21 protein-coding genes and 1 pseudogene are annotated in these 25,301 nt (G+C 51.2%); 16 read left to right on the top strand and 6 right to left on the bottom strand.

Annotated features, from left to right (window positions below; all coding sequences use genetic code 11):
* Positions 1-28: 28 nt before the first annotated feature.
* Complete coding sequence (locus BLR64_RS15345) at positions 29-2,092, bottom strand: methyl-accepting chemotaxis protein (RefSeq protein WP_090715424.1); 2,064 nt, start codon at positions 2,090-2,092, stop codon at positions 29-31.
* 307 nt (positions 2,093-2,399) lie between these two features.
* Between BLR64_RS15345 and BLR64_RS15340 the strand changes: the two genes are divergently transcribed.
* From BLR64_RS15340 to BLR64_RS15300, 9 genes and pseudogenes are all read left to right on the top strand, one after another.
* On the top strand, positions 2,400-3,482 hold the full coding sequence (locus BLR64_RS15340; RefSeq protein WP_090715423.1) for a LolA family protein: 1,083 nt from the start codon (positions 2,400-2,402) through the stop codon (positions 3,480-3,482).
* Between the two features lie 227 nt (positions 3,483-3,709).
* The gene (alr, locus tag BLR64_RS15335) at positions 3,710-4,891 is read left to right on the top strand and encodes an alanine racemase (RefSeq protein ID WP_090715421.1); all 1,182 of its coding nucleotides are present in this window, start codon (positions 3,710-3,712) and stop codon (positions 4,889-4,891) included.
* A gap of 211 nt (positions 4,892-5,102) precedes the next feature.
* The gene (locus BLR64_RS15330) at positions 5,103-5,384 is read left to right on the top strand and encodes a CopG family ribbon-helix-helix protein (RefSeq protein WP_039878289.1); all 282 of its coding nucleotides are present in this window, start codon (positions 5,103-5,105) and stop codon (positions 5,382-5,384) included.
* 3 nt (positions 5,385-5,387) lie between these two features.
* Positions 5,388-5,738: a type II toxin-antitoxin system PemK/MazF family toxin gene (locus tag BLR64_RS15325; protein WP_039870351.1), complete on the top strand. Its 351-nt coding sequence runs from the start codon at positions 5,388-5,390 to the stop codon at positions 5,736-5,738.
* Positions 5,739-5,942: 204 nt separating this feature from the next.
* Positions 5,943-6,497, top strand: coding sequence for a TetR/AcrR family transcriptional regulator (locus BLR64_RS15320; RefSeq protein WP_090715419.1), 555 nt, complete (start codon positions 5,943-5,945; stop codon positions 6,495-6,497).
* 191 nt (positions 6,498-6,688) lie between these two features.
* Entirely contained in the window at positions 6,689-7,897 is a 1,209-nt protein-coding gene (locus BLR64_RS15315) for an MFS transporter (protein WP_090715416.1), read from the top strand.
* 134 nt (positions 7,898-8,031) lie between these two features.
* Positions 8,032-10,245 (top strand): Tex family protein, encoded by a 2,214-nt coding sequence (locus BLR64_RS15310; protein ID WP_090715542.1) that lies wholly within the window; start codon positions 8,032-8,034, stop codon positions 10,243-10,245.
* 1,311 nt (positions 10,246-11,556) lie between these two features.
* Positions 11,557-12,851 (top strand): annotated as a pseudogene (locus tag BLR64_RS15305) (GntP family permease).
* 20 nt (positions 12,852-12,871) lie between these two features.
* Complete coding sequence (locus tag BLR64_RS15300) at positions 12,872-14,014, top strand: glycerate kinase family protein (RefSeq protein ID WP_090715415.1); 1,143 nt, start codon at positions 12,872-12,874, stop codon at positions 14,012-14,014.
* 165 nt (positions 14,015-14,179) lie between these two features.
* Here BLR64_RS15300 and BLR64_RS15295 read toward each other — a convergent pair whose 3' ends face one another.
* Positions 14,180-15,208, bottom strand: a complete 1,029-nt coding sequence (locus BLR64_RS15295; protein WP_090715413.1) for a CdaR family transcriptional regulator — start codon at positions 15,206-15,208, stop codon at positions 14,180-14,182.
* A 247-nt stretch (positions 15,209-15,455) separates the two neighbouring features.
* Between BLR64_RS15295 and BLR64_RS15290 the strand changes: the two genes are divergently transcribed.
* The 3 genes from BLR64_RS15290 (at position 15,456) to BLR64_RS15280 (ending at position 17,822) form a co-directional block, all read left to right on the top strand.
* A complete protein-coding gene (locus BLR64_RS15290; RefSeq protein WP_090715411.1) occupies positions 15,456-16,184 on the top strand; it encodes a hypothetical protein in 729 nt (242 codons plus the stop codon).
* 137 nt (positions 16,185-16,321) lie between these two features.
* Positions 16,322-16,468 (top strand): glycine zipper domain-containing protein, encoded by a 147-nt coding sequence (locus tag BLR64_RS31305; RefSeq protein WP_482194141.1) that lies wholly within the window; start codon positions 16,322-16,324, stop codon positions 16,466-16,468.
* Between the two features lie 934 nt (positions 16,469-17,402).
* On the top strand, positions 17,403-17,822 hold the full coding sequence (locus BLR64_RS15280; protein ID WP_090715408.1) for a hypothetical protein: 420 nt from the start codon (positions 17,403-17,405) through the stop codon (positions 17,820-17,822).
* Positions 17,823-17,898: 76 nt separating this feature from the next.
* Here the strand turns inward: BLR64_RS15280 and BLR64_RS15275 are convergent, their stop codons facing one another.
* Positions 17,899-18,867, bottom strand: a complete 969-nt coding sequence (locus BLR64_RS15275; RefSeq protein ID WP_090715406.1) for an S-layer homology domain-containing protein — start codon at positions 18,865-18,867, stop codon at positions 17,899-17,901.
* An 81-nt stretch (positions 18,868-18,948) separates the two neighbouring features.
* Positions 18,949-19,740 (bottom strand): SDR family oxidoreductase, encoded by a 792-nt coding sequence (locus BLR64_RS15270; RefSeq protein ID WP_090715405.1) that lies wholly within the window; start codon positions 19,738-19,740, stop codon positions 18,949-18,951.
* A gap of 255 nt (positions 19,741-19,995) precedes the next feature.
* Here BLR64_RS15270 and BLR64_RS15265 point away from each other — a divergent pair, with 255 nt between their 5' ends.
* Positions 19,996-21,975 carry a GTP-binding protein gene (locus BLR64_RS15265; protein WP_090715404.1) on the top strand — a complete coding sequence of 660 codons (1,980 nt, stop codon included), beginning with the start codon at positions 19,996-19,998 and terminating at the stop codon, positions 21,973-21,975.
* A 398-nt stretch (positions 21,976-22,373) separates the two neighbouring features.
* On the top strand, positions 22,374-22,631 hold the full coding sequence (locus BLR64_RS15260; protein WP_090715402.1) for a hypothetical protein: 258 nt from the start codon (positions 22,374-22,376) through the stop codon (positions 22,629-22,631).
* Positions 22,632-22,745: 114 nt separating this feature from the next.
* On the opposite strand, the gene BLR64_RS15255 is transcribed toward BLR64_RS15260, so the two are convergent.
* Positions 22,746-23,288 carry a DUF1003 domain-containing protein gene (locus BLR64_RS15255; protein WP_244157717.1) on the bottom strand — a complete coding sequence of 181 codons (543 nt, stop codon included), beginning with the start codon at positions 23,286-23,288 and terminating at the stop codon, positions 22,746-22,748.
* A gap of 284 nt (positions 23,289-23,572) precedes the next feature.
* On the opposite strand from BLR64_RS15255, the gene BLR64_RS15250 reads away from it, so the two are divergent.
* Positions 23,573-24,205 (top strand): hypothetical protein, encoded by a 633-nt coding sequence (locus BLR64_RS15250; protein ID WP_090715401.1) that lies wholly within the window; start codon positions 23,573-23,575, stop codon positions 24,203-24,205.
* 303 nt (positions 24,206-24,508) lie between these two features.
* Here the strand turns inward: BLR64_RS15250 and BLR64_RS15245 are convergent, their stop codons facing one another.
* Complete coding sequence (locus BLR64_RS15245; protein WP_090715399.1) at positions 24,509-24,712, bottom strand: hypothetical protein; 204 nt, start codon at positions 24,710-24,712, stop codon at positions 24,509-24,511.
* Between the two features lie 162 nt (positions 24,713-24,874).
* Between BLR64_RS15245 and BLR64_RS15240 the strand changes: the two genes are divergently transcribed.
* Entirely contained in the window at positions 24,875-25,093 is a 219-nt protein-coding gene (locus BLR64_RS15240; protein WP_244157723.1) for a DUF2642 domain-containing protein, read from the top strand.
* Positions 25,094-25,301: the final 208 nt, after the last annotated feature.

Genomic DNA, 25,301 nt, shown 5'->3' with positions numbered 1-25,301 from the left:
AATATGAAAACGTAAGAGAAAGGGACGCTTACCCGACGCGGAATTTAGAAGCTGATTCTGCCAGATTTTTAGTGAGCTGATCAATGGTTTCTACCATCTCAGCCAGTTGTTCAATGGTGGAGGATTGTTCCACCATGGTAGCTGTAACTTCCTCCACTGAAGCAGACACCTCTTCACCGGTTGCCGAAAGGCTCTGAGCCGAATCGAGAACCTCGTCCTTGTCTTTTTGCATATGAGCAATTTCATCGGCCATCGATTTAATTTGATCCGTGATGTGCGTGATTTTATCCAGAATAGTTTGGAATGCCTTCTGGGTCTGCCCAACGAGCTCATCCTGCTTGGCGGAGATATTATTAATTTCTACTACGCTATCATTATTTTCTGCGACAAAGTCAAGATTTTGTTGAATGATTTCATAGATTTCATTCGATTGCTTCGTGCTCTGTTCAGCCAGCTTTCGGATCTCGGAGGCCACTACAGCAAAACCTCTGCCGTGTTCCCCGGCCCTCGCGGCTTCGATCGATGCGTTCAGTGCAAGCAGATTCGTTTGAGCGGCGATTTGATTGATTGCTCCTGTTATATTGCTGATGCTGTTGGAGCTTTCCTGAAGTTTTACTGTGATCGCCGAGATTTTCTGGACCTCTTGTTCATTCTTATCACTGATCTGAATTAAACCATCAACGACCTGATTGCTGGTATGGAAGACCTCAATGATTTCCTCAGCACTTTGTCTGACGGATTGGGCATTATCGTTCATCGCAGCAAATTTCTCGCTGAATCCATAGAACTTATCGACTATGTGCTCGGTATCATTGGACTGCAGTTCCATCGCCTGGGCAATACTCGTGGAGGTTACCGAGGTTTCATTAATGGAGCGGGCGGTCTGTTTAGAAGTCTTCTCCAGTTCATTGGTGCTTGCGTTGAGCACGGAGATCGAACTATTCATATTGGTGATGAGCTCTTTATTTTGCCGGACCATGGTATTGAAGCTGTCAGCCAAATCCTTGAACTCACTTGTATAGCGGCCATCGGCACCGATGGTTAAATCTCCGTTTGCCAATGTTTTGAACAGCGAGGTCAGCCTGATAACAGGTTTGGTTATAGAACGGGACAGCAGCATACCGAAACCAATGGCGACAAGCAGGGCGATAACCGTTACAATGAAGATTTTCATCAGCATATCCTGGATAGGACGTTTAATATCGGCGTAAGAATCGATAACGGAAATGGTAAGATCAGCCTTGGGAATTTTGTTGATTCTCAGATATTCGCTCGCCAATTCGACAGACTGCGTAACGAGCTCATCCGTTGCCCTGATCGCCAGAAAATCATCCATCCCTGGAGTACCGGCAAGACTTTGTCCGATCCGGGTAGGGTCGGTGGAGTTATACAGGATAATTCCGCTACGGCTCAAAATCTCTATTTTACCTTGCCCATTAATTTTAATGTTGCCCAGTTTATCCAGGAAGAAGCTGCTGTCCACGGTCATGGCCAAGACGCCGATTACCTTGCCTTCCAAATCTTTGATCGGCTGGGAGAATGCAATTAATAATTTATCGCTGCTTTTGGACTGGATGGCATCGCTGATAAAGGATTGACCCTTGAATGCTTCTGTAAAATACTCACGGTCTGCCCGGGACTGCCCAATGTTGTCTGTGTTAGTTCCTGCAAGAATAGTTCCTTTAGAATCCAAAACAAGTAAGGAGCTAATGCTGCTTGTGTCATTCATGCTTTCCTGAAGGATTCCGTTTGCTTTTTCATAGTAGGGATTGGTTGAAGAAAAAAACTCTTGCTCGGACAAAGTTCCTTGTCCCCTAAGATTTAACAGCTGTTTAAAGGTATTGTGCACTGAAATTACATAAGTGGTCTGCTCCTGCAGCTGCATTGCAGTCCACAGCCCTTCACCTATTCGGTCCGCGTTTGCGTTAATTTCATCTTTGCTCTTTCGAAGCAACAGATCCGAGGAGACAAAATATACTGTGACTGATGTCGCCAAGAGCACTACAGCAACTAGCAGGCTTAATAATATAGGAAGCTTAACCCTCAGCGAGATATTGCGTATTTTATTAGATATTATTTTTATTTTCCCCATAGTGTTCATTCTCCTTTAGCTTTTTAAGTCTCTGCGGACAGGCACGCTACATTATCGGCTGTGAATTGATAAAATTTTAATGAGAAATCTTACCAATATAACCTTCCGGTTCTTATGTAAGAGGTGTGTGTGCTATTAATCTAGTTATAACAAGTATTTGTGTAAGCAATATGATATAAAAATAAATAAATCTGAAGTCTTTGAGCACTTCCTTCCGGCTTGTCATGCCCGTCTGCATAATGCAGGCAAGTCCCTCATAGACATGTACTAATCAATGCTTTTCAAAACAGGTTAAGGGGATGATGTCATGCGCCGGATAACATGGGTACTCGCGATCATTATGAGCGTGGCCCTGGTGCTCGCGGGTTGCGGGAAGAAGGATGCCGCTTCCGTGGTGAAGGATTTGAATGCTGTGTCTGACAAGCTGGAGAGCAAGCAGGGGGCCTATCAGGGGTCGGGCACGATGACTCTCTATACCGGCGAGCAGCCGCAGGAGTATAAGGTGGAGGTATGGTACAAAAACCCTTCGTATTACCGCATCAGCCTCTCCAATGTGCAGAAGGATGTAACGCAGATCGTGCTGCGCAACGATGAAGGAGTATTCGTGCTCACCCCAAGCCTCGGCAAAAGCTTCCGCTTCCAGAGCGACTGGCCGGATAATCAGGGTCAGGTGTATCTGTACCAGACACTGCTGCGCGGCATTACTGCCGACAACAACCGCCAGCTGACCGAAGAAGGTGACAACTACGTATTCGAGGTGGCGGCGAACTACCAGAGCAGCGCACTTGTCCGGCAGAAGATCTGGCTGGCCAAAAAAACCTACGAGCCCAAGCAGGTGCAGGTCTCCGATTCCGAAGCCAAGGTCGTGGTGGACGTGAAGTTCGACAGCTTCAAGTTTGATCCCGAATTCACCAAGGATTCTTTTGATATGCAAAAGAATATGGCAACCGGCACCCCTTCCCAAAGCACAGTGGCCGAGGTTGACGAAAACGGCAATCCGGTAGCAGCACCGGCCGGGGAAGAAAATGCGGAGCAGGTAACAGCTGAGCTGGGCGATTTCGGGGTTATTGAGCCGGAATACATACCGGCAGGTGTAACCTTTAAGGACTATCACAAGATCGAGGGCAACAAGGATCATGCAGTGCTCATCCGTTATGAAGGGGACTACCAGTATACGATTATGGAAGCCCGTCCGCTGGACCGCGCCGTATCGCTGGCTCCGGCGACGCTGGTTGATCTCGGATTCACTGCAGGAGCGCTTACCGGCGATGAGCAGCAGACGCTCACCTGGATGAATGACGGTGTGGAATTCCGGATTACAAGCGCGAATCTGCCGCTTGACGAAATGATGCAGATTGCCGCTTCTATGCAGGCACAATCGGGTAAGTAATATTCAGTAGGCGGATACAGTGCATTGTGGGAGCCAATCCTCTACAAGCCGTATCCGCTTTTTTTGTACTATGGATTGATGATGACGGGACCTCTGGACAATCAGCAAAAAGATAGCCATGCTCACATTGACAGCATCCTTCGCTAAGATTACCATTGGCAGTAAGACTACAAACGCTGCGGTTATCCGTGACGGTGTTTTACTACAATTAAGAAGGTGACCTTGAAGTGCAAGCAAGCTATCGACCTACAGTTGCCGAGATAAATCTGGATGATCTGCGTGCCAATTATGAAGCTTTCCGGGCGGCTCTGCCGGCGGAAACGAAATTTATGGGATGCGTCAAAGGAAATGCGTATGGCCATGGGGCAGTGGAAGTGACGCGGGAGCTTGAACGGCTTGGAGCGGACTATGTTAGTGTGGCTTTTTTGGATGAGGCATTGGAGCTGCGTCAGGCGGGAATACTACTTCCTATCCTGGTGCTGGGCTATACCTCACCGGAAGGCATAGCCGTTGCCTGGGAGAACAAGGTGACCGTAACACTATTCACGCCGGAGGTGCTGGAGGCGGTAAGACAGCTTCCAGAAGATCCGGAGCACCGGCTGAAGGTACACATCAAGATTGACAGCGGGATGGGACGGCTGGGGCTTCTGCCGGCCGATGCGCCCGCTTTCATCGAAGAAGTGCACCGGACAGCGCAGGCGGAGCTGGAGGGCATGTTTACTCATTTTGCCAAAGCAGACGAAGAAGACAAAAGCTATACACTGATGCAGTACCGGCGGTTCATGAGCGTGGCGGAAACGCTTCGGGACAAGGAAATACAGATCCCGATCATACATACGGGCAATAGCGCTACGGCCATTGATACACCTTTCCTATCCAGTAACATGGTGCGTGTAGGCATAAGCTTGTACGGATTTTATCCCTCAACAGAGGTAAACCACGAGCGCGTGGCTTTACACCCGGTAATGACGCTGAAGACACAGGCGGTATATATCAAGACATTGCCGCCTGGGCTTGGCATCAGCTACGGCACCCGCTACTTCACGGACAGCGAAGAGGTTATTGCAACGCTCCCGGTGGGGTACGCAGACGGATATTCCCGCATGCTGACAGGCAAGGCGGAGGTGCTAATACGCGGACGCCGCGCTCCGGTCGTCGGAACAATCTGCATGGACCAGTGTATGGTAACGCTCAAATCTTTCGCTGGAGAAGCGGAACAAATCCAAGCTGGCGAAGAGGTTGTACTCATCGGACGCCAGGGCAACGCCTCTATTACGGCGGATGAACTGGCGCTCCATTTAGGCACCATTCACTACGAAGTCATCTGTATGCTGGCTCACCGTGTACCGCGCGTATATATACGTGAAGGTGCTGCCCCCAACCTGGTGAATCCACTGCTGAAGTCCTAATTTAGTGACAGGTTATCTTATACAGGAAAAGAATACAAAGGATAATCGTATAGGCGAGTGTGACATATAGTCTATACGTACCGCCATTTCTAGTTTATAATGGGATGCAGCATACTTGATATACTATCTGCATATATTCCTTGTATAAAATTCCTTGTATATTGTAACACTGGAACACAAGGGCAGAAGGCTTGTGGGGGTGGAAGAGAAGTTGGCCAATTTGCAGAACACCAAAAGAATTATGATCAGTTTGCCCGATCATCTTTTGCAGGAAGTGGATGGGATAGCCCAATTGGAGAACTCTAACCGGAGTGAATTGATCAGGCAGGCCATGAAGCTGTATTTAACGGAACGCAGAAAGCGTACCATCCGGGAGTCGATGCAGCGGGGATACATGGAGATGGCTAAGATCAATTTGACAATGGCAAGCGAGGCGTTTCTCGCAGAGGAAGATGCAGACAGTACTCTTGGCCGCTTAGTAAGCGGGGTGTAGATATTGATCGTTAAACGCGGCGACGTTTTTTTTGCCGACCTTTCGCCGGTTGTAGGTTCTGAACAAGGCGGAGTAAGGCCGGTACTGGTCATACAGAACGATATTGGCAACCGTTTCAGCCCGACGGTTATTGTGGCGGCCATCACCGCCCAGATCCAGAAGGCCAAGCTGCCGACGCATGTGGAGATTGATGCGGCTGCTCACGGCTTTGACCGGGATTCCGTCATTTTGCTGGAGCAGGTTCGAACGATTGACAAACAACGCTTAACCGATAAGATCACCCATCTGGACGATGATACGATGAAAAAGGTGGATGATTCGCTGCAAATCAGTCTGGGCCTGATCGATTTTTAGACCGGGACAGAACCGATATTCGCGTAATCAGGGAAGACGTATTGCGTAGGCAGTACGTCTTTTTAGTATGTACGGCTGGTATTCCAACAACCATTTTTGAAGTCATCATCACTCTTGTGCTATAATTAGACCGGATGGTCGGTTTAGAAGGGGGTTACGGGTATAAAAGGACGCTCGGATGGAGAAGAAACGAAGAAACGCATTGTGCAGCAGGCAGCCAGCCTGTTCGTGCAAAAGGGGTACGCGGCGGTCACGATGAATGAAGTCTGCATAGCTGCAAAAGTGAGCAAAGGCAGCCTGTATCATCATTTTCCTAGTAAAGATGAGCTGTTTCTGTCCATCGTCGAAGAGGATACGGAGCAGTGGCTCGCGGAATGGGACGTGATCCGGGGCAGAATCACAGGAATTGAGGAGCGTTTTTATGCGCTTGGCGAGCATTACGCGGGGGATTTTCAGAATCCGCTGATTGGCGGACTTGAGGAGTACGCAAGATCCCGTACCCATTCGGAGGAGATCTATCTGCGGCTGTCACGGCTGTATGAATCGGGGGCTATGGCCTGCCGCAATCTGCTGCAGGAGGGAATGGACTCTGGGTATCTGGTCAGCGGCAACCTGGATCATTATGTGGTGATTGTCTGCGGTATGCTGGAGGGAATCGGCAGAGTCAGAGAGATTACGGCACCCACGGAGGGGCCGGCGGATGTAATGAAGTATTACCGGGATGGCATACGGCTGCTGCTGCAGGGGATGCGGGCCTGAAGGATTGCCGGATGAGCTTCAAGCCCAACCTGCCGGATAGCGGATAGTTGACATAATGTTTTCCATGCTATTAATTAGACCGGATGGTCGGTCTTGTGGCAGTTGTATAACTTTTTTATAGATATGAATGTTATATGCAGGATAGGCAGATATTTAATAAACATAACGGTTGTATTACGGAGGGAAACACAATGTCGTTGCTATTAAGAAACCGCGGCGCAATGCTGATGCTGATGATCAGTATCTTTTTAACGTTTACGGGGATCGGGCTGGTGGTGCCGATTCTGCCGACTTATATGAATGAGCTGCATATCGGGGGCAGTGTCGTCGGGATGCTGGTCGCCGCCTTTTCACTGACCCAGCTGATTGTCTCGCCGCTTGCCGGCAGAATATCTGACCGGATGGGCCGGAAAAGAATTATCGTGCTGGGGCTGGTCGTCTTTTCCCTGTCCGAGGTAGTGTTCGGTGTGGCTGAGCTGCCGTGGATGCTGTTCGTGGCCCGGATGCTGGGCGGGATCGGAGCGGCAATGATTATGCCTGCGGTTATGGCGTACGTGGCCGATACCACCTCGATGGATGAACGGGCCAAGGGGATGGGGATGATTAATGCGGCCATTACGACAGGGTTCATTATCGGACCGGGGATCGGCGGTTATCTGGCGGAGTTCGGTATCCGTGTTCCGTTCTTCGCGGCGGCAATTGCAGCGGCTTTTGTAGCTATTATCACGTTTATTTTGTTGCCGGAATCGCGTGTTGCAGCGCCTGTTCATGATGAAGCGGCGGATCAGCACAAGAATGAAAGTCTGATCTCCCAGCTGGTGCGCTCTTACCGGGAGCCTTATTTTGTCGGATTGGTCATTGTATTCGTCATGTCGTTTGGCCTCGCCAATTATGAGACGGTGTTCGGACTGTTCGTCGATCATAAATTCGCTTTTACGCCTAAGGATATCGCTTTTGTGCTAACCTTCGGCTCGATTGCCGGGGCAGTGGTGCAGCTGACTGCGTTTAGCTGGATTTTGAACCGTTTTGGCGAAAATAGAGTGATTTCCATCAGTCTGCTGGCTTCCGGCGTATTCATTCTGCTCACGCTGTTCGTTCATGGCTACTTCCTGATTATGGCCGTGACGTTTATCGTGTTCCTTGCGATGGATATTCTGCGTCCCGCTGTCGGCACCCAATTGTCCAAAATGGCCGGAGAGACGCAGCAGGGCTTCGTAATGGGGATGAACTCGGCGTACACCAGCCTTGGTAATATTGCCGGACCGATTGTTGCCGGTATCCTGTTCGACCTGGACATTAATTTTCCTTATGCGGCAGCTGCGTTTGTGCTGGTTCTCTGCTTCCTGCTCTCCCTGAGCTCGGCTAAACGGATGGCCCGGCGCAGTGTGCAGGCGAAGTAAGCTTTTGGCGTGCAGTGTGGTGATGCAGTATCCCGGTAACTTTGGCGCAGCGGCAATCTGTGATACTATTTTAGTTAGGCAATGATGAGATCAGCACGTGTGCGGAAAGAGGGATACTATTGGCAGCAGAGAATATGAATGCCGGCAGTCAGCAGGATGATGCAGCACTCCGGCAGGAACAGGAACTGATCCTTGCGGCAATCGCCAAGGAGCTAAGCATCAGCCTGAAGCAGGTGCGGACCACTGTGGGGCTTCTGGACGAAGGGAACACGATTCCGTTTATCGCGCGCTACCGTAAGGAAATGACGGGCGAGCTGGACGAGAATGCGCTGCGCGACATTGAGGAGCGTCTGGCCTATCTGCGTAACTTAGGTGACCGCAAGAAGGACGTTATCCGCAGCATTGAGGAGCAGGGCAAGCTGACCCCTGAGCTGCAGGCGCAGATTATGAAGGCGGTCAAGCTGCAGGAAGTTGAAGATCTGTACCGTCCTTACAAGCAGAAGCGCAAGACCAGAGCAAGCGTGGCCAAGGAAAGAGGGCTGGAGCCGCTGGCGGACTGGGTGATGGAGCAGCGCCGCCAGGGTCAGCCGCTTGAAGAGGCTGCTAAATATATAGATGCGGAGAAGGGTGTAGACAGTGCCGAGTCGGCGCTGCAAGGCGCGATGGACATTATCGCCGAGAACATCGCCGATGATCCGGCCATCCGGGCCTGGGTCCGCCAGTACACAGCGAGCCAGGGGATTCTCGTCTCGGAAGCGAAGGATGCGGAGCAGGAGAGTGTCTACGAGAACTACTACAGCTACCGTGAGCCGGTACATAAAATGCCGCCGCACCGCATTCTTGCCATCAACCGCGGAGAGCGGGAGAATGTGCTGAAGGTCGGGATCGAGATCGTTCCCGATAAGATTCACGGCTTTATTACGCGCAAGCTGATCAAGGGGCCGTCCCCGGTCAAGGAGCTGCTGGAGACTGTGACCGAGGATGCCTACAAGCGTCTGATTGCACCTTCCGTGGAGCGTGAGGTGCGCGGGGAAATGACCGAGAAGGGCGAGACGCAGGCGATCTCGATTTTCTCGGGCAATCTGCGCAGCCTGCTGCTGCAGCCGCCGGTCCGGGGCCGGAACGTGCTCGGCGTTGACCCGGCGTACCGCACCGGCTGCAAGCTGGCTGTCGTCGACGACACCGGCAAGCTGCTGGAGGTGGCGGTGACTTATCCGACGCCGCCGAACAACAAGAAGAAGGAGGCGGCGGTGAAGTTCAAGGAGCTGATTGCCAAATACGCCATCAAGCTGATTGTCATCGGCAACGGCACCGGCTCGCGGGAGACGGAGCAGTTCACCGCCGAGGTCATTGCCGAGGTCGGTGATCCCGAGCTGGCGTACCTGATCGTGAACGAGGCAGGAGCCAGCGTCTATTCCGCCTCCAAGCTGGCGGCGGAGGAGTTCCCGGATCTGGATGTGGCCGAGCGCAGCGCCGCATCGATTGCCCGCCGCGTGCAGGACCCGCTCGCGGAGCTGGTCAAGATCGACCCGAAGGCGATCGGGGTCGGGCAGTACCAGCATGATGTCTCGCAGAAGCATCTGGAGGAGAGCCTCAAGGCCGTCGTGGAATCGGCCGTTAACCATGTCGGCGTCGACGTGAACACGGCTTCGCCGTCGCTGCTCTCGTATGTGGCGGGAGTCAACTCGACGATCGCCAAGAATATCGTCAAGTTCCGCGAGGAGAACGGCAAGTTCACCACGCGCAAGGCACTGCAAAAGGTGCCGCGCCTCGGCGCGAAATCCTATGAGCAGTGCATCGGGTTCCTGCGTATTCCCGAAGGGGAGAATACGCTGGACCGCACGCCGATCCACCCGGAATCGTATCCGGTGGTAGGCCGCCTGTTCCGCGAGCTCGGGCTGGACGTAGCGAAGCTCGGCAGCCGCGAGGTCGCGGCTGAACTCGCAGCACAGGATGCGGCCGAGCTGGCCGTGAAGCTGGATGTCGGCGTGCCTACACTGCGCGACATCCTGGAGAGCCTGCAGCGTCCGGGCCGCGATCCGCGCGAGGAGCTGCCGCTGCCGATCTTCCGCACGGATGTGCTGAAGATCGAGGACCTGGTTCCCGGCATGGAGATGCAGGGAACCGTCCGCAACGTCATCGACTTCGGCGCCTTCGTCGATATCGGCATCAAAAACGACGGGCTGGTCCACATCTCCCAGCTCAGCGGCAGCTTCGTCAAGCATCCGATGGACGTTGTCTCCGTTGGCGACAACGTGACCGTCTGGGTGCTCGGCGTCGATCTGAAAAAAGGCCGCGTCAGCCTGACCATGCGCCAGCCGCGTGAGGCTGCTGGAAGTGTGAAGTAGGCTGCAGCTGGATTTATGTTACATGCACATTAATGTGCGGTTTGAAGACTAACTGACAGAAATGTCCCCAAGCCGGAAACGGCAGAGGGGGCATTTTTTGTTGCAGGGCAGGTTCCTGCTGCCTGGTTCAGGCCACTGAGATCAATTGGCCATGTTCAAACCGTGGACTAACTGAAGACTGTACCAAACCGCTGGTGAATCCTGCCGAAGTGTTGCCGGGCCGCCACAAAGCTGCTACGGAATCTTTGCCGACCATTATCGAGCGACTACCTGGCGACTATCGAACCACTGACTAACGGCTGATTAACGACTGACCAACGACTAACGACTGACTAATGACTGACTAATGACTGACTAATGACTGACTAACGACTGACTAACCATTAACTAACCGTTGCTAAGCCCCAGTCAGAACAATAATAAATCACTGTCGAGGTAACATTAAGCCACTGCCGAACCACCATTGGACCACTACTGAAAGCCTACGACCATTATCGAGTAACTAACTGTACCACTATCCAACCCCTAACGATCGCCGCATCAATATCAAACTACTGCCACTCCACTATCGAACCACGGCTCAACCACTGACTGTACCTAACTAACCGCTGAGCCTACAGAACCACAATGTTCTAACGGACCGAGACGACGTTATTTTCACAATTCCAAGCTATCCTCCGGGTTAGCGGACTCCAGTGACGTTATCCGTGAACAAATCGTGAAAAAGGCAGTGTATTCGCATGAATAAGGGCAACTGAGTCCGTTAGCCGGAGAAAATACAGAAAATCAGGCAAATAACGCTTACTGTGTCCGTTAGCGAAGTGAACCACAGTTCTCTAACGCATTGAAATGACGGAGAGAGGTAGGATACCTGGCGGCGGGAATACTTCTGCTGGCTCAAGGAGCATATTGTTCTAACGGATCGAGACGACGTTATTTTCACACTTCTAAGCTATTCGCCTGGGCTTGCGGACTCCAGTGACGCTATCTGTGAAGGAAATGTGAAAAGGACAAGCATATTCGTTCAAATAAGTGCAGTTGAGTCCGTTAGCGGGACAAACTGGTTAAAAACAGGCAAATAACGCTTCCTGTGTCCGTTAAAATTTTGCGGGTATGGAGACAGGTTTATAATCAAAAGGTTGCGGTTATTGCTCTGGGCACCAAGAGTAGTAGCCGCTTTTATATGTCTTCATCGGCGGAATACCGGGTTGGTCAACTGCACAACGGATTTCGTCCGTTCATCAATATTTTTTCTCTCTGTGAGCCATTATACTGAAAGCGTGTTCAACATGAGTGCTAGAGGGATTAACAATGGAAGGATTAACAATTGGCTGGTATGGGGCATTGGCGGGACTGGCGTTAGCCATTATTCTGATACTGAGAAAGCTCAATCCTGTATATGCTTTGTTTCTGGGGGCGATCGCCGGAGCGTTGATTGGCGGCGCCAACCTGGAGCAGACTGTAAGCGTTCTTGTAAGCGGTACACAAAGTGTGATGTGAACAGTGCTGCGTGTGCTTGCGGCTGGTGTACTAGCCGGAGTGATGATGGAGTCGGGGGCGGCTGAGACGATAGCCCAGGCAATCGTGCGCAAGTTCGGCGGCAGCAAAGCCATCCTGGCATTGGCGCTGGCAACGATGATTATTACCGCAGTAGGCGTATTTATTCCGGTAGCAGTGCTGATTGTAGCGCCGATCGCGCTGTCGGTAGGCAACAAAATGGGCATTTCCAAAACGGCGCTGCTGCTGGCACTGTCCGGCGGGGGCAAGGCAGGAAACATTATTTCCCCCAATCCGAATACGATTGCCGCAGCCGCGGCTTCGATCTTGATCTGAGCCATGTCATGCTGGCCGGCCTGATTCCGGCTATATGCGGTCTGATTGTAACGGTAATTGTCGCCTCCCTGCTGAAGAAAAAAGGGAATATGGTTACGGATGAGGAAGCGCAGAACGGCAGCATCGACACCTCCAAGTATCCGCCGCTCGGCAAAGCCATTGTCGCTCCGCTCGTTGCGGTCATCCTGCTGATGATTAATCCGATCGGCTCGCTGTCCGGCATTGACGCATTGGCTAACTTTAAGGTGGATGCACTGTACATCCTGCCGATTGCCGGGATTGTAGGTATGCTGGCTATGGGCCAGAGCAAGAAAATTCTGCATTACACTTCTTCCGGTCTTAATAAAATGACGGCAACAGTATTGATTCTGATCGGCGCCGGCGGTATAGCCGGTCTGATCTCGGCATCTGATCTGTCCACCCAGGTGGTGCAGCTGATTGAAACGGCCGGTATTTCCGGCACGTTCCTGGCACCGATCTCCGGGATTCTGATGGCGGCAGCTACGGCTTCAACCTCAACAGGCGTTATTCTGGCAACCGGCTCCTTCGGGCAGGCCATCCTGGATATGGGTACCGCTCCGCTGGCGGCGGCTGTCATGGTGCACACCGGAGCGACGGTTATCGACTCGCTGCCGCAGGGGAACTACTTCCACGTCACTGCGGACAGTATGAAAATGAGCATCAAGCAGCGTATGGGCGTTGTCCCTTACGAGGCGATTGTCGGCGGTACGATGGCGGTTGTGGCTACAGTTATCTACGGATTTTTGTTCTAAACTAAACATGGGGTGAGGAAATGAGAGAGAAAACCTTTGTACTGGCACCGGATTCGTTTAAAGAGAGCATGAGCGCGAAAGAAGTCTGTATCGCAATGGAAAAAGGGCTGCGGAAGGTTTATCCCGATGCTGAATATATACATGTCCCGATGGCGGACGGCGGAGAGGGCACAGTCCAGTCCCTGGTTGATGCCTCGGGCGGGCAAATGTACACAAAAGAAGTAACAGGGCCACTGGGCGAGCCGGTTACCGCGCAGTTCGGCATCATGGGTGACGGCCATACGGCAGCTATTGAAATGGCTTCGGCCAGCGGCATCCAGCTGGTGAATAAGGCAGACCGGAACCCGCTGATCACCACAACGTATGGTACTGGCGAACTGATCCGGGAATGTCTGGACCGCGGCATCCGCAGCATCATCATCGGCATCGGCGGCAGTGCGACGAATGACGGGGGCACCGGAATGGCGGAGGCGCTTGGCGCAAAATTCCTTGACGCAGACGGCGGGGTACTGCCGCGCGGCGGCGGCAGTCTGGACCGTCTGGCCGGCATCGATGTGTCGGGTCTGGATGAGCGGCTGCAGCAGGTGCAGCTGATTGTGGCCTGCGATGTGACCAACCCGCTGTGCGGCGAACGGGGCGCCTCGGTTGTATTCGGGCCTCAAAAGGGCGCAACACCTGAGCTGGTTCAGCAGCTCGATGCCAATCTGGCCCATTATGCAGAGGTGGTCAAGCAGCAGCTAGGCAAGGACGTCCGCGACCTGCCGGGTGCCGGAGCCGCCGGAGGGCTTGGCGCGGGGCTGATGATCTTCACCCGGGCGACCCTGCAGCGGGGTATCGAGATCGTGATCGAATATACCGGGCTAAAAGAGAAAATGGCCGGCGCTGATTTGGTATTCACGGGGGAAGGCGGCATCGACTTCCAGACCAAATTCGGCAAGACCCCTTACGGCGTTGCCGCGACCGCCAAGGCCGGCGGCAAAAAAGTCATCGCCCTGGCCGGTTATATCGGTGAAGGCATCGACACCTTGTATGCCGAGGGCATCGACGCGATCTTCGGCATCGTTCCCGGCGCTTCCGAGCTGGACAAGCTGCTGAAGGATGGTCCAGCCAACGTCGAACGGACCTGTGAGAATATCGCCAGAGTGCTGAAGCTGGCCGAGTAAAACGGGGCAGCACAGAGTAGAGGAATAACCCAAAAAGAGGCCATCTCCAGAGCATGTAAATGTGCTGGAGACGGCCTCTTTTTCAGACTTGTACTATGGAATCATTTGCTGACTGGAGGAGCAGTCTCACTGAGGCTGGTTAATTATAAATAACTAGTCACGTTGTCACTTATACAATACCAGCAAGCCATAAGTAAGCTCCAGCAGCTGGAGCAGGTTGCGCGGATCTTTGCCGGTCAGGCTCTCAATCCGCTTCAGCCGGTATTGCAGGGTGTTGCGGTGGATGTTTAGCGCCTCCGAAGTTTGGGAGACACTGCAGTTATGGTTAATGAAGCTGCGCAGCGTCTCCAGCAGATCGGCGGTATCCTCCAGCTTGACTACGGTGCCGGCACTTGCGGTGAGATTGGCGTGGCTCAGCTTCACTAAGAATTCATGCTCGGCATAATGAATGGCCTGCTGTTCAGGCTTGAGTGCCAGCAGGATGCCCATCGCCGATTTGGCCTGGCGGTAGCTCTCGGCGATATTGGCTTCCTGTTTACCGGCAGCCAGCAGAGCGCGGGCCTGTCCGTCAAGCAGCTGGTGGATCAGCGTGGTGCAGTCCTCCTGATTCTGAACCAGAATAAGCCAGCTGTCCTCCTCGATATGGAAGGAGGGATGTGTAAGCAGCAGCTTGGATTGTGTTTCTTGCGGGACAAAGTTCCTGAGCAGCAGTACCGTGGTCTTGAGCAATAGATCAAGCTGATAGGCAGCGGCTTCCTTACGTAGCTTCTGTGTGTAAGCTCCCTGGTGGGATAGCAGCAGCTCCAGAAAGGCTTTTTTACGGCTCGCCTCATTGGCAAGATCCTCAAGGGCGTTTCTTTGTTCGATCAGGAGGGAGACGGTCGTCCGGACGATGTTGCAAAAGGGGCGTACTTCGTCGGGATTGCCGGATATACCGATTACACCGACACGGCTGCCGGCGATGACGATCGGTTCGTTGGTGCCTTTTTTCTCAAAACGGCTGTCCTGCCAAACCTCGACCATTGTTCCGGTAGCAAGAGCTTTAACCGCTCCCTGATGAACCGTACCGACCCGTTCCCGGGTTCCGCTGCCGATGATGATGCCCTCATGGTTCATGATGTTGATGTTGTAGGGGATGTCCATCATCATTTTGTCTACAATTTCCTGTGCCTGCTTCTCTGAGAGCTGAAACAAACGGTTTATCCTCCTCTGCCGGGCCGGACAAGAAGCCCCCTGCGCGGCATAATAATATTCTTTGTGCACTTGAACAAAATTATAGCGTTTTCATCACCATGATTAAAGCGGGAATTGTGTATTTTTATAGAAGCCGTCAATTAAGCCAAAAGCGTACGTTTAGGCTTGGAAAAGCCGGCTGATCCAGCAACAAAAGCTGCCGCCCGGCCGTCTAATCTATATCAGCAATAAAATAAGGAGGGGTTTTATGCATACTGTAAAAAAGACTGGTAAGCTGGCCCTTGCTGCCGCGGCGTTCGTACTTCTTGCAGCCTGCAGCAATACGCCGGCAGCGGAGCCTGGGGTGACAGCAACACCGGTACAGACAGAACAGCCTGCAGCGGAGACGCCGGCACCAAGCCAGTCACCGGAACCTTCAGCTGCGCCAGCTGCTTCTGCATCCCCGTCCGCAGTACCGGACGAAGGGACACCGCCGACAGCACTCGAAGCGGCCTCGACAGTAATGAGAGCCTTGGAGAACGGCAATATGAAGACCCTGTCCGCCTGGGTATCGAGGGATCAGGGGGTACGCTTTTCACCATATGGTTATGTGGACATTGAGAACGACCTTGTATTCTCGCAAGAGGAGATCAGCGGTTTGATGGAGGACACCGAACAACGCACCTGGGGAAGCTTCGCCGGAAGCGGAGAGCCGATTAAGCTGACTTTTGCAGAATATTTCAAACGGTTTGTGTATGATGCGGATTTCGTAAATGACGCAAAAATTACGCTCAACCAGGCGGAGAATAAGGGGACGATGATCAATAACATCAATGAGGTATACCCCGCCGACAAATATGACTATGTAGATTACCACATCAGCAGCATTGATCCGCAGTATCAGGGGATGGACTGGCGCAGTCTGCGGCTTGTTTTTGAAAAGATTGGAGAGGACCGGATTCTGGCAGGGATTGTGCATGATGAGTGGACGCCTTAGCTGAATAGAACTGTTAAAAGGAGACGCAATCCCGTCGTAGTATGGGAATCTGAGTCTTCTTTTATTTTTAGATTTGTGAAATTTTAGAAACTTTTATATCACCAATTCGTAGTAAATAAAAAAGTGAGGTGTTTACCATGAATAATAAATCGCTTACGACCGGCGTTTCTTTAGGCCTTTGCTTCGGAGTTATATTTTGGGTAGCACTTGATAGCATTTTGTTTGGCCTTATTTTCGGGATCCTTTTTGGAGTCATCTTCTCCCAGGTTAATAAGAATGAGTAAGTTCATACTTACCACACATAGATTTATATAGAGAAGAAAAAAACAGCAGGACTAGCATTTGATGGGATACAACTCCACATTAGCAGCATAAATCTGCAATATCAGTGGATGGACTGGCGGAGTCTGTGGCTTGTTTTTGAAAAGATTGGTGAGAACCGAATTCTGGTGGGGATATTGCATGATGAGTGGACGCCATAACTGAATAGGGCTGTGTATTAGGAGACGCAATCCCGTCATGGTGGGAATCTGCGTTTTCTTTTTGTTTCATGATTTTTACGGCTGGCATGCTACCTGAATGCATGGTGTAATGTATCTTCGAACTGCGCAACAGAATAATTATTTATTTTGAACTGATGTAATATTTTGTTAATATTAATGTATCTATATCAAAACAATAAAAAGGAGTTAGTCATATTGCATATAAGAAAATACTTTATCCTTTTACCGCCGTTCCTCATTCTAGGGATCGTCTTAGCTTTCAATCTATCATCCTTTAAAAGGTCTTTTGCATTATCTGGAACGGCGATGGCTTTTTGGATTACTTACTATGTTTGGATTTATATTGAGAAGTTGATTCAGAAGAAAAAAGCATAGTATTTGTAACGCAGTTTGCGTCAACGGTCCATTACTCTCGTGCTTTGCATCAAACAATCTCCCTGCATCTTTTTGCGATGTTGAGTGAAGAAATCATGTGGCGAGGGCTCATCTTTCCTGTTCAGGAGGGAATGCCTGGCAGCTGGGCATGGATAATTAAACGGGCTGCTTTGGGCCTGGATAGTGCATGCTATAGGGAACAGCTTGCTCTGGATGCTGTTGATTGCCGGTGTACTTAAAAAAAGAATAATAGGGCCCCAAAAAAATTGGAACTGAGTAGATGGCTCTGAGCTATGACAAACAGCACTCTACAAACAACCTACAGAAAGGAAGCCCGCTGATGAAACAAAAGCTCTTTGTAATCTGCACAATACTACTCATCGTGCTGGGAGCTGTTACAGTTGGGACCAAATATATTAGGGAGTACGGCAAGTTTGTCTATGAGCAGGATAAAAGTTATCTGTATGATTTTTTGGTAAGTGAGGCGGGGGACGTTACTTTTAGTTGTCAAATTACCGTCAGTAACCATACACGCAGCAACTCGCGGTTTACGATGCAGGCAGACCTTAACAAAGAGTTGGGACTGGTTAAAGAGCGTTATGCTTACGCTTACAAAGGGGATACGGATGTTCCAGAGGTGTTCGACATTGCAGCCGGGGCTACTGCAACGTATGACGTGAAATTTAAAGCCCAGCACGGTGAGAAAACTACCAAAACGGACCGGCTGCCTCCCGATAATATTCTATTCGAAATACAATAATGCTAGAGCAGCTTGTATCACAAAAACAGACCGCACATACCTTTAAGGTAAGCACGGCCTGTTTTTTTAATATAGCTTATTTCAATTTAATTGCTGAGTTCGAACCAGCTGCATTGCCATCCGAAGCCTGCACTGTTGCAGTGTAGCCTTCCGGCAGGTAAGTCACAGCAGATGCGCTGGAGATGACCTGCGGATACATGCTGTTCGGATCAGGCTTGGTTACGCTGAAGTAGATTACAGCGGTTTTGTTCTTGCCGAATTCGATCTTGTCGATGGCCAGGCCATAGCCCGGGTTCGGCAGGTTGTTCACGGTGACGGTGGCTTTGCTGATGCCGTCGGCCGCTTTTTCCAGCTTCACTTCCGCATCGTATTCGTAAGCCGGAGCTTCCGTGCTGTCGTCCGGAGTGATTACTTCCCTCGCGAATTTGGCTGCATCGTGGATCCATACCGCTGCTTCGCTGCGGGTTACCGCTTCGGTCGGACGGAAGACGCCGTTAGCACCAAGGCTTACAATCCGGGTGTTAACCAGAATCTGCAGGCTGTTCATCTGCTCCTTGGTCATTTTGTCACCGTCCGTTACGTTCGCATACATCAGAGTGACCGGGAAATTTCCTTTGCTCTGCAGCGCCTGGGTCAGCAGATGGGCGAACTGGGCACGGGTGATCGTTCCGTTCGGATCTACGGTTTTGTCCAGAGACAGACCGTTCTGCTTAGCTGTTACGAATGCGGACGCATACCAGGCTTTATCCTTTACTTTGTCAAAATAGTCGCTGGCCTTACCGGATTCGGTAGGGGACAGCTTCAGGCCGCTGACGATAAACTGCACGCCCTGGGCAAAGGTTACTTTCGCTTTTGGCGCGAACAAATCACTGGTTACTCCGTTAACAATGCCTTCCTTGTGCAGTGCGTTGATTTTTGCTTCGTTAGCATCGCCCTTCATATCGGAAAAGGCAAACGCCGATGTTCCCATGGATACTGTTGCCGCCAGGATACCGCACGCTATTGTCAGTTTTTTAGCGCCAGTCTGGAATGATAATTTCTTCATGTGCCTCACCTCTCATACTCATAGATGGGGAAAAGCGGCAAAAGGTTGCAGACTCGCACAAATTAAATGCAATTTGAATGGTTAGCCGCGCAGCAGCGATTCTGCCCCATCCACAAAAATCTCCGTCCCCGTAACATGAAACGATTCATCCGATGCCAGAAACAACACCAGATTCGCGACCTGCTCCGGCTTGCCGGGAGCCTGCTCCAGCGGATGACTGCCCTCCGGGAACTCTACCGGAATCTTCACTTCCTCCAGATCATCGCTCTTATACGTATTATCGCCAATTTTCGTATCAATAGCACCAGGACAGACTGCATTGACGCGGATTGCATACCGGGCCAGCTCAAGCGCCGCCATTTTCATAAAGGCAACCTGTCCCGCTTTGGAAGAAGCATACGCCGACGCACCCGCATTGGAGAACACACGGTTGCCGTTAATGGAGCTGGTGATGATAATGCTGCCGCCGTGCTCTTTCATTAAAGGAACGGCATATTTCACAGTGGTAAAGGTGCTGCGCAGATTGGTATTCAGCGTCTCATCCCACTCATCCACGGTAAGCTTTTCGATAGGAGCCATCGTCCCGTTAATCCCGGCATTAACAAAAATCACATCGATCCGCCCGGCCTCCTCGCCAATCCGGTGAATCGCTTCTTCGATCATTCCCGGGTTAGCCACATCGCATTCCATTACGGTTGCGCTTCCGCCTATATCCTCAATCGCCTGCTTCGTCTCATTGGCTTCATCCGGCGTACGGTCGAGCATATATACTTGGGCCCCGTGCTGGGCGAAGCGGATGGCGGTAGCCCGGCCGATTCCCGAGCCTCCTCCGGTAACTACGGCGACTTTGTCCTGTAAACGCTGATCTGCCATGATGATTCCTCCTCAAAATTTTGTGAGCTGCGCTTCCTGGGATTCGTCGTACAAAACTCGCTTCGGAAGCATTTGCTCAAAGTTTTGTGAGCTGCTACTTGAAAAGCCTTCCGGCACGTCAGTAACTAATACCCGCATGACCCTGGATGAACCACCCGCGGCAGGCTATGGCATTGATCCGAGCTGCATTTTCGCAGTACACTAAGGGGATGAGAGCGCTATTATAACTTTTAAATACAGGACTGGAGACAATAGATGAATCAGCAGCAACGCGCAGAGCGTATGAATATCGGGATTTTTGCCCATGTCGATGCCGGGAAGACGACAACTACGGAGCATATCTTATATGAAAGTGGGCGTATCCGCGCACTGGGCAGTGTGGACAGCGGTACGGCGGTGACGGATTCGATGGAGGTGGAGCGGCAGCGGGGCATTTCTGTCCGGGCGGCATTGGCTTCTTTTAGCTGGCGTGGGGTGCAGGTGAACCTGGTCGATACGCCGGGGCATGTCGATTTTCTGTCTGAGGTGGAGCGGAGCCTGCGGGTGATGGACTGCGCGGTGCTGATCCTCTCGGCGGTCGAAGGTGTACAGGCGCAGAGTGAGATGATCTGGAATGCGCTGCGTAAGCTGGGGATTCCTACGCTGATTTTTGTCAATAAAATGGACCGGACCGGCGCGGACCCGGAAGCTGTACTGGCACAGGCGCGGACCTATCTGTCCGGTGACATTATTCCGGTGCAGCAGCCGCTCGGCAGGGAGCAGGATTATCGCGGGGCAGCGGATCTGTGGTCTGTTGAGTCGGATACGGCTGCTCGGACGGAGCTTCTGGAGACGCTGGCGGAACGGGATGAGTCGCTGCTGGAGCTGTATATGGCGGGCGGGGAGACTGATCTTCTCTACTGGAAAAAATATATGCAGACCGCCGCTGCTGCCGGGCGCCTGTTCCCGCTCGTGTACGGAGTTGCGGCTAAAGGGATCGGCATTACGGAGCTGCTGGATGCGATGATTGACTATTTTCCGAGGGCGGGGGGAGATGCGGAGCAGCCGGTGTCCGGTATCGTCTATAACATCCAGCGGGATAAAAGCATGGGCCGGATGGCCTTTGTCCGCCTCTATGAGGGCACGATCCGTAACCGTGATACGGTAACGAACTACTCCCAGGCTACAGAGGCCAAAGTGACGCAGATCCGCAAGGTGGAAGGCGGCCGTACCGAGGATGTCGGCGCGCTTGAGGCCGGCGACATCGCGGTAGTCTACGGCCTGTCCGGCGTGCGGATCGGCGATGTGCTGGGCCGGCCGGATGCGGTTCCGCAGGAGGCGAAGCTCGCTGTGCCGCTGTTGACCGTGCGGGTGTTCTGGGACGCAGACATGGACGACCACAAGGTAATCGGTGCGCTGCAGGAGCTGGCGGACGAGGATCCGCAGCTCGGCGCCGAGTGGCTGCCGGAGGAGCGCGAGCTGCACATTAAGGTAATGGGGCCGATCCAGCTGGAGGTGCTGGACAGTGTGCTGCAGAGCCGTTACGGCCTGAAGGTCACCTTCGGCCAGCCGTCGGTGATCTACAAGGAAACGCCGCGTGCTGCGGGCGAAGGCTATGTCGCCTACCTGATGCCGAAGCCGTGCTGGGCGATTCTGCGGTTTCATATTGAGCCGGGGCCGCCGGGCAGCGGCCTTGTATATGAATCGGTCGTGCGCAGTTCCGACTTGCTGCCGCAGTACCAGAACGAGACGGCGCGCCGCGTACCGGAGGCGCTGCAGCAGGGGCTGTACGGCTGGGAGGTTACCGACCTGAAGGTGACGCTGGTGGAGGGGAACCACCATGTGTGGCATACCCATCCGCTGGATTTTGCCGTGGCTACGCCGATGGGCCTGATGGACGGGCTGAACCGGATCGGCACCCGGCTGCTGGAGCCGGTTCTGGCCGTGCGCATCGTCGTGCCGGAGGAGAACGCCGGCCGGGTGATGAACGACCTCGTGCAGATGCGCGGCAGCTTCGAGCCGCCCGTACTGCAGGGCGAGCGGATGATCATCGAGGGCCGGCTGCCGCTGGCCACGTCACTGGATTATCCGGTGACGCTCAGCTCCTACACGAAGGGACGCAGCACCTTCGCTTCCGCTTTCGCCGGCTACGAGCCGTGCCCGCCGGACGTCACCGCCGAGCGCACGCGCCGCGGCGTGAACCCGCTGGACCAGGCGAAGTATATTTTGAGTGTGCGGAAGGCGCTGCAGAGTTAGAAGGCAGTCCATCCGGCCGGCGATAAGCGGTTCCGTGGTAAGGCTTCGCGACCCAGTCGCTGGATAAGTGTACCTTGTGCAACTAAAACGCCGAAATCTAGAATATTTCGTGGAGTTAACTGTACTTTATACAACTAAGATAGCCCAAAATCGCATTTTTCAGCGAAATGGGTCAACTTAGTTGCATAGAATGCAGTTATCCCTCCGGACTCTCTAAAAAAGTACAGAATAGTTGTACAGAGTGCAGTTATTTGTAATCTCGAATTCCGTCTGCCTAAGGATTTTTGAAGATATAAGGAAATAACGGTTTATTCTTAACTGTATCTGTTTAAATTTCCGTAAATAAACATTACAGGCACTGAATAAACTATATTATTTAGAGATGAGGAGACTTGCGAATGGTCATACTTGGAACCATCGTTGCAATTGTAACCGCTATCATTATATCCTCCTTCCTTGGTCCATACGGGCTGCTTACGATGCTTGCGGTGGGTTTTGGTTTCTTGTTCAGCATTCATGCCAGAGTCAGGGAGGTACAAAGCGATCTGAAGCTGATTAAGCAGCATTTGGGGATAATGGAGACAAAGGAAGCTGTCGTGAGCAATGAAGAAATTGAGGCGGAGCTGGAGCGGGAAATGGCGGTGGCCAGAGAATAGTGTCTATATAATGTAGAATAAGTGCGTGCCCTCAGCGGACAGGAAACTGGAGGGGCGCACTTTTTTATGGCTTAGGCACAGCTTTTGATGCATAAATAACTCTGACTTCATCCATTAAAAAAATTTAGGATTACGCGTTGACGTTAAATGATTTTCGATAGCTTGAAGCTGTTTATCAATTTTGTGCAGTTTCTCCTGCATTTCAAGATTCTCTTTTTCGGCTTTATAGTTAATCGCGATATCCAGCATTTGTTCCTGTTTGTCCTTTATAGTTTGCCTGTTTTGGCTCATTTGGATCATTGCTGCTTGAAAAACCGTAAACACGGATAAACAAAAGCTGAGTATAAATAAAGAGCTGCGGCTGCTGTCGTACGCGAGCCATACAATGACAATCAAACCGAAATTGATAACAAATAGCCAGCTGCCCCCCAATTTCGCAACCCAATCCGCAAAACGCTCCCCTTGCCCAACCTTTTGTTCCTGTTGTTCATGCAGATGGGATTTGATGCTGCCTTTGTATTCATTAACCATTGAGGCAACCCGCTTTATATCGTCTTTATCAGGTTTACGGTTCGGGTGTTTCTCCAGTTCTTTCAGTAGTGATTCCGAATCCGTTGTGTGTTCATAGTTAGAGTTCATCGAGCGCTTGGATTTCATCTCATATCACTCCTTTTTGGTTCCATTTCTTATACCCTGATTCAACCCCTCGCATTCACATTTTGCTTTTCCTCTTTATTCCTGTTTAAAAAACTGCATATTGCATGGTACGATGCTATATCTTCGGACTGTGCAACAATCACTATGACTCTCAAAAGATTTATTAAGCTAAAGAGCAGTTTAACATGGTAGTTTTTTTGAAAGTCTCGGCTACCATTTCCTGGATTTTGTTTAGTAATCTTTGATATAATTAATTACAAATAATCTCAAAATTGAGGTGTTAAATGAGCCATATAAGAGGAGTAATTCTAGAAGGTTTTTCACATGCAGGAAAAACGTCTGTTTTAAAAGCCCTAAAGAAACTTCATGCACAAGATGACTCATCGGAGCGTAGTATCATTGTTCTAAGTGAAGATTATTCTCAAGTCTTTAACAATGTTAAAGGAGATTTTCAACGGTTAAATCGTAATGAACACCTTAAGTTACTGAAAGAACGGATCAACATGTTACGACAATTGAACGAATGGGCAGCTTATCTGGGTCCAGATGCATCTCGGGCATCAAGAGGTGTTTTTTTTATATTGGAAAGATTTCATTTGAGCCATAGAGTAGCATTTCCCACCGATTCTTCACAAGAAATTGAATCGCTTGAAAATGAATTATTTAACCTCGGGGCAAAATGTGTTTTATTAACCGTATCCTCTGACAACGTAGAGCAAAGAATGCAAAGTCGAACACCACACGTTTGGGAGAACAAAACATTTGAAGAAATCAGAAATTCAGTAGATAATTTTATCCAAACCCAAACGGAATTACATAAACAATCTAGTTTATCTATCCTGCCGACCATAGAAATAAACACTGATAAAAAAGAATGGATTACATATGCAAACCAAGTGATGGATTTAATGAGCTAACGGGACACGAAGTTTAACAAAAAATGCGGCAGCTTAAGACTTGTTGTTTCGTTGAGAGCTGCCGCGATTGCAGCAGCACCAGCCCTCGTCACTTGCTCCTGCCGATCTGCCGCCAGCCTGCTGCTTTGAAGCAGCAACCCGGATTACTGCTGCGCACCTTGTCCGCGTCAACATCGTTGATAATGCCGTCCGGCAGCGGCGCGCCTCATTCTGCTTGCGTTGCGGTGACCGCGGCGCAGATCATTTCGCTGCTGAGCCCGCTGGACTCATTCCGGAATATTGTGCATTCCCAGGCGTCACCCGTCATCCCGCAGGCCTGACCAGGTAACCATACTGCATCCCCAACGCCGTCCGCAGTACCAGATTCCTGCCGGGGCGGGTGAACTGCGGGGAACCTACGGTCTGCCGGCTGTAATGACGGTCAGCCAGGCGGCGGCAGGAGTCACCTCCCTTAGTCACTACCAGCCACGGACCGTACTGCAGGAGATTAAGCATTATCTGATTCATGCCAATGTCTGTTGCCTCCCTAACCAGTATCTTATTTCGTATTTGTGTCACTACATTTACCGTCTACCCTAAAATGGGCTCTTGCCTAGCTCTTTCATTAGGCATCTGCATAGGATGATGCATAACTATTTGGGAGGAAAAAACTTGAATAACTATCAGCCAATGTACACAATGCCGCATGCTATAACTGTCTACCCTGTTGATCCCTTCGTCGTTGAAACCTTGATGTCCGTTCGGGGTAAGCGTGTGTTGATTGAAACCACACGCGGCGGAATCAGCGGTTGTGTGATGGATGTAAAGCCGGATCATGTTATATTGGATACCAGAGGCACAAAATTCTTCGTACGTATCTCTGAAATTGTTTGGATTATGCCAGAATAGCTTTTTGAGTGAGCTGCGAAAGCAGCTCTTTTTCTTTCACTCTGCTAACACAGCTTATCCTCAAAATAACTGCTGCTGTATAATTGCTGTCCGCCGCTGCGCTGTCTCGTCGGACTGCGCAACAGAATAATTATTTATTTTGAACTGATGTAATATTTTGTTAATATTAATGTATCTATATCAAAACAATAAAAAGGAGTTAGTCATA

Origin of the sequence: Paenibacillus typhae, assembly GCF_900099765.1 — a bacterium.
GTDB classification, from domain to species: Bacteria; Bacillota; Bacilli; order Paenibacillales; family Paenibacillaceae; genus Paenibacillus_AQ; species Paenibacillus_AQ typhae.
The sequence above is the reverse complement of the archived record's forward strand: the minus strand, read 5'-3'. Positions and strand labels throughout refer to the sequence as shown.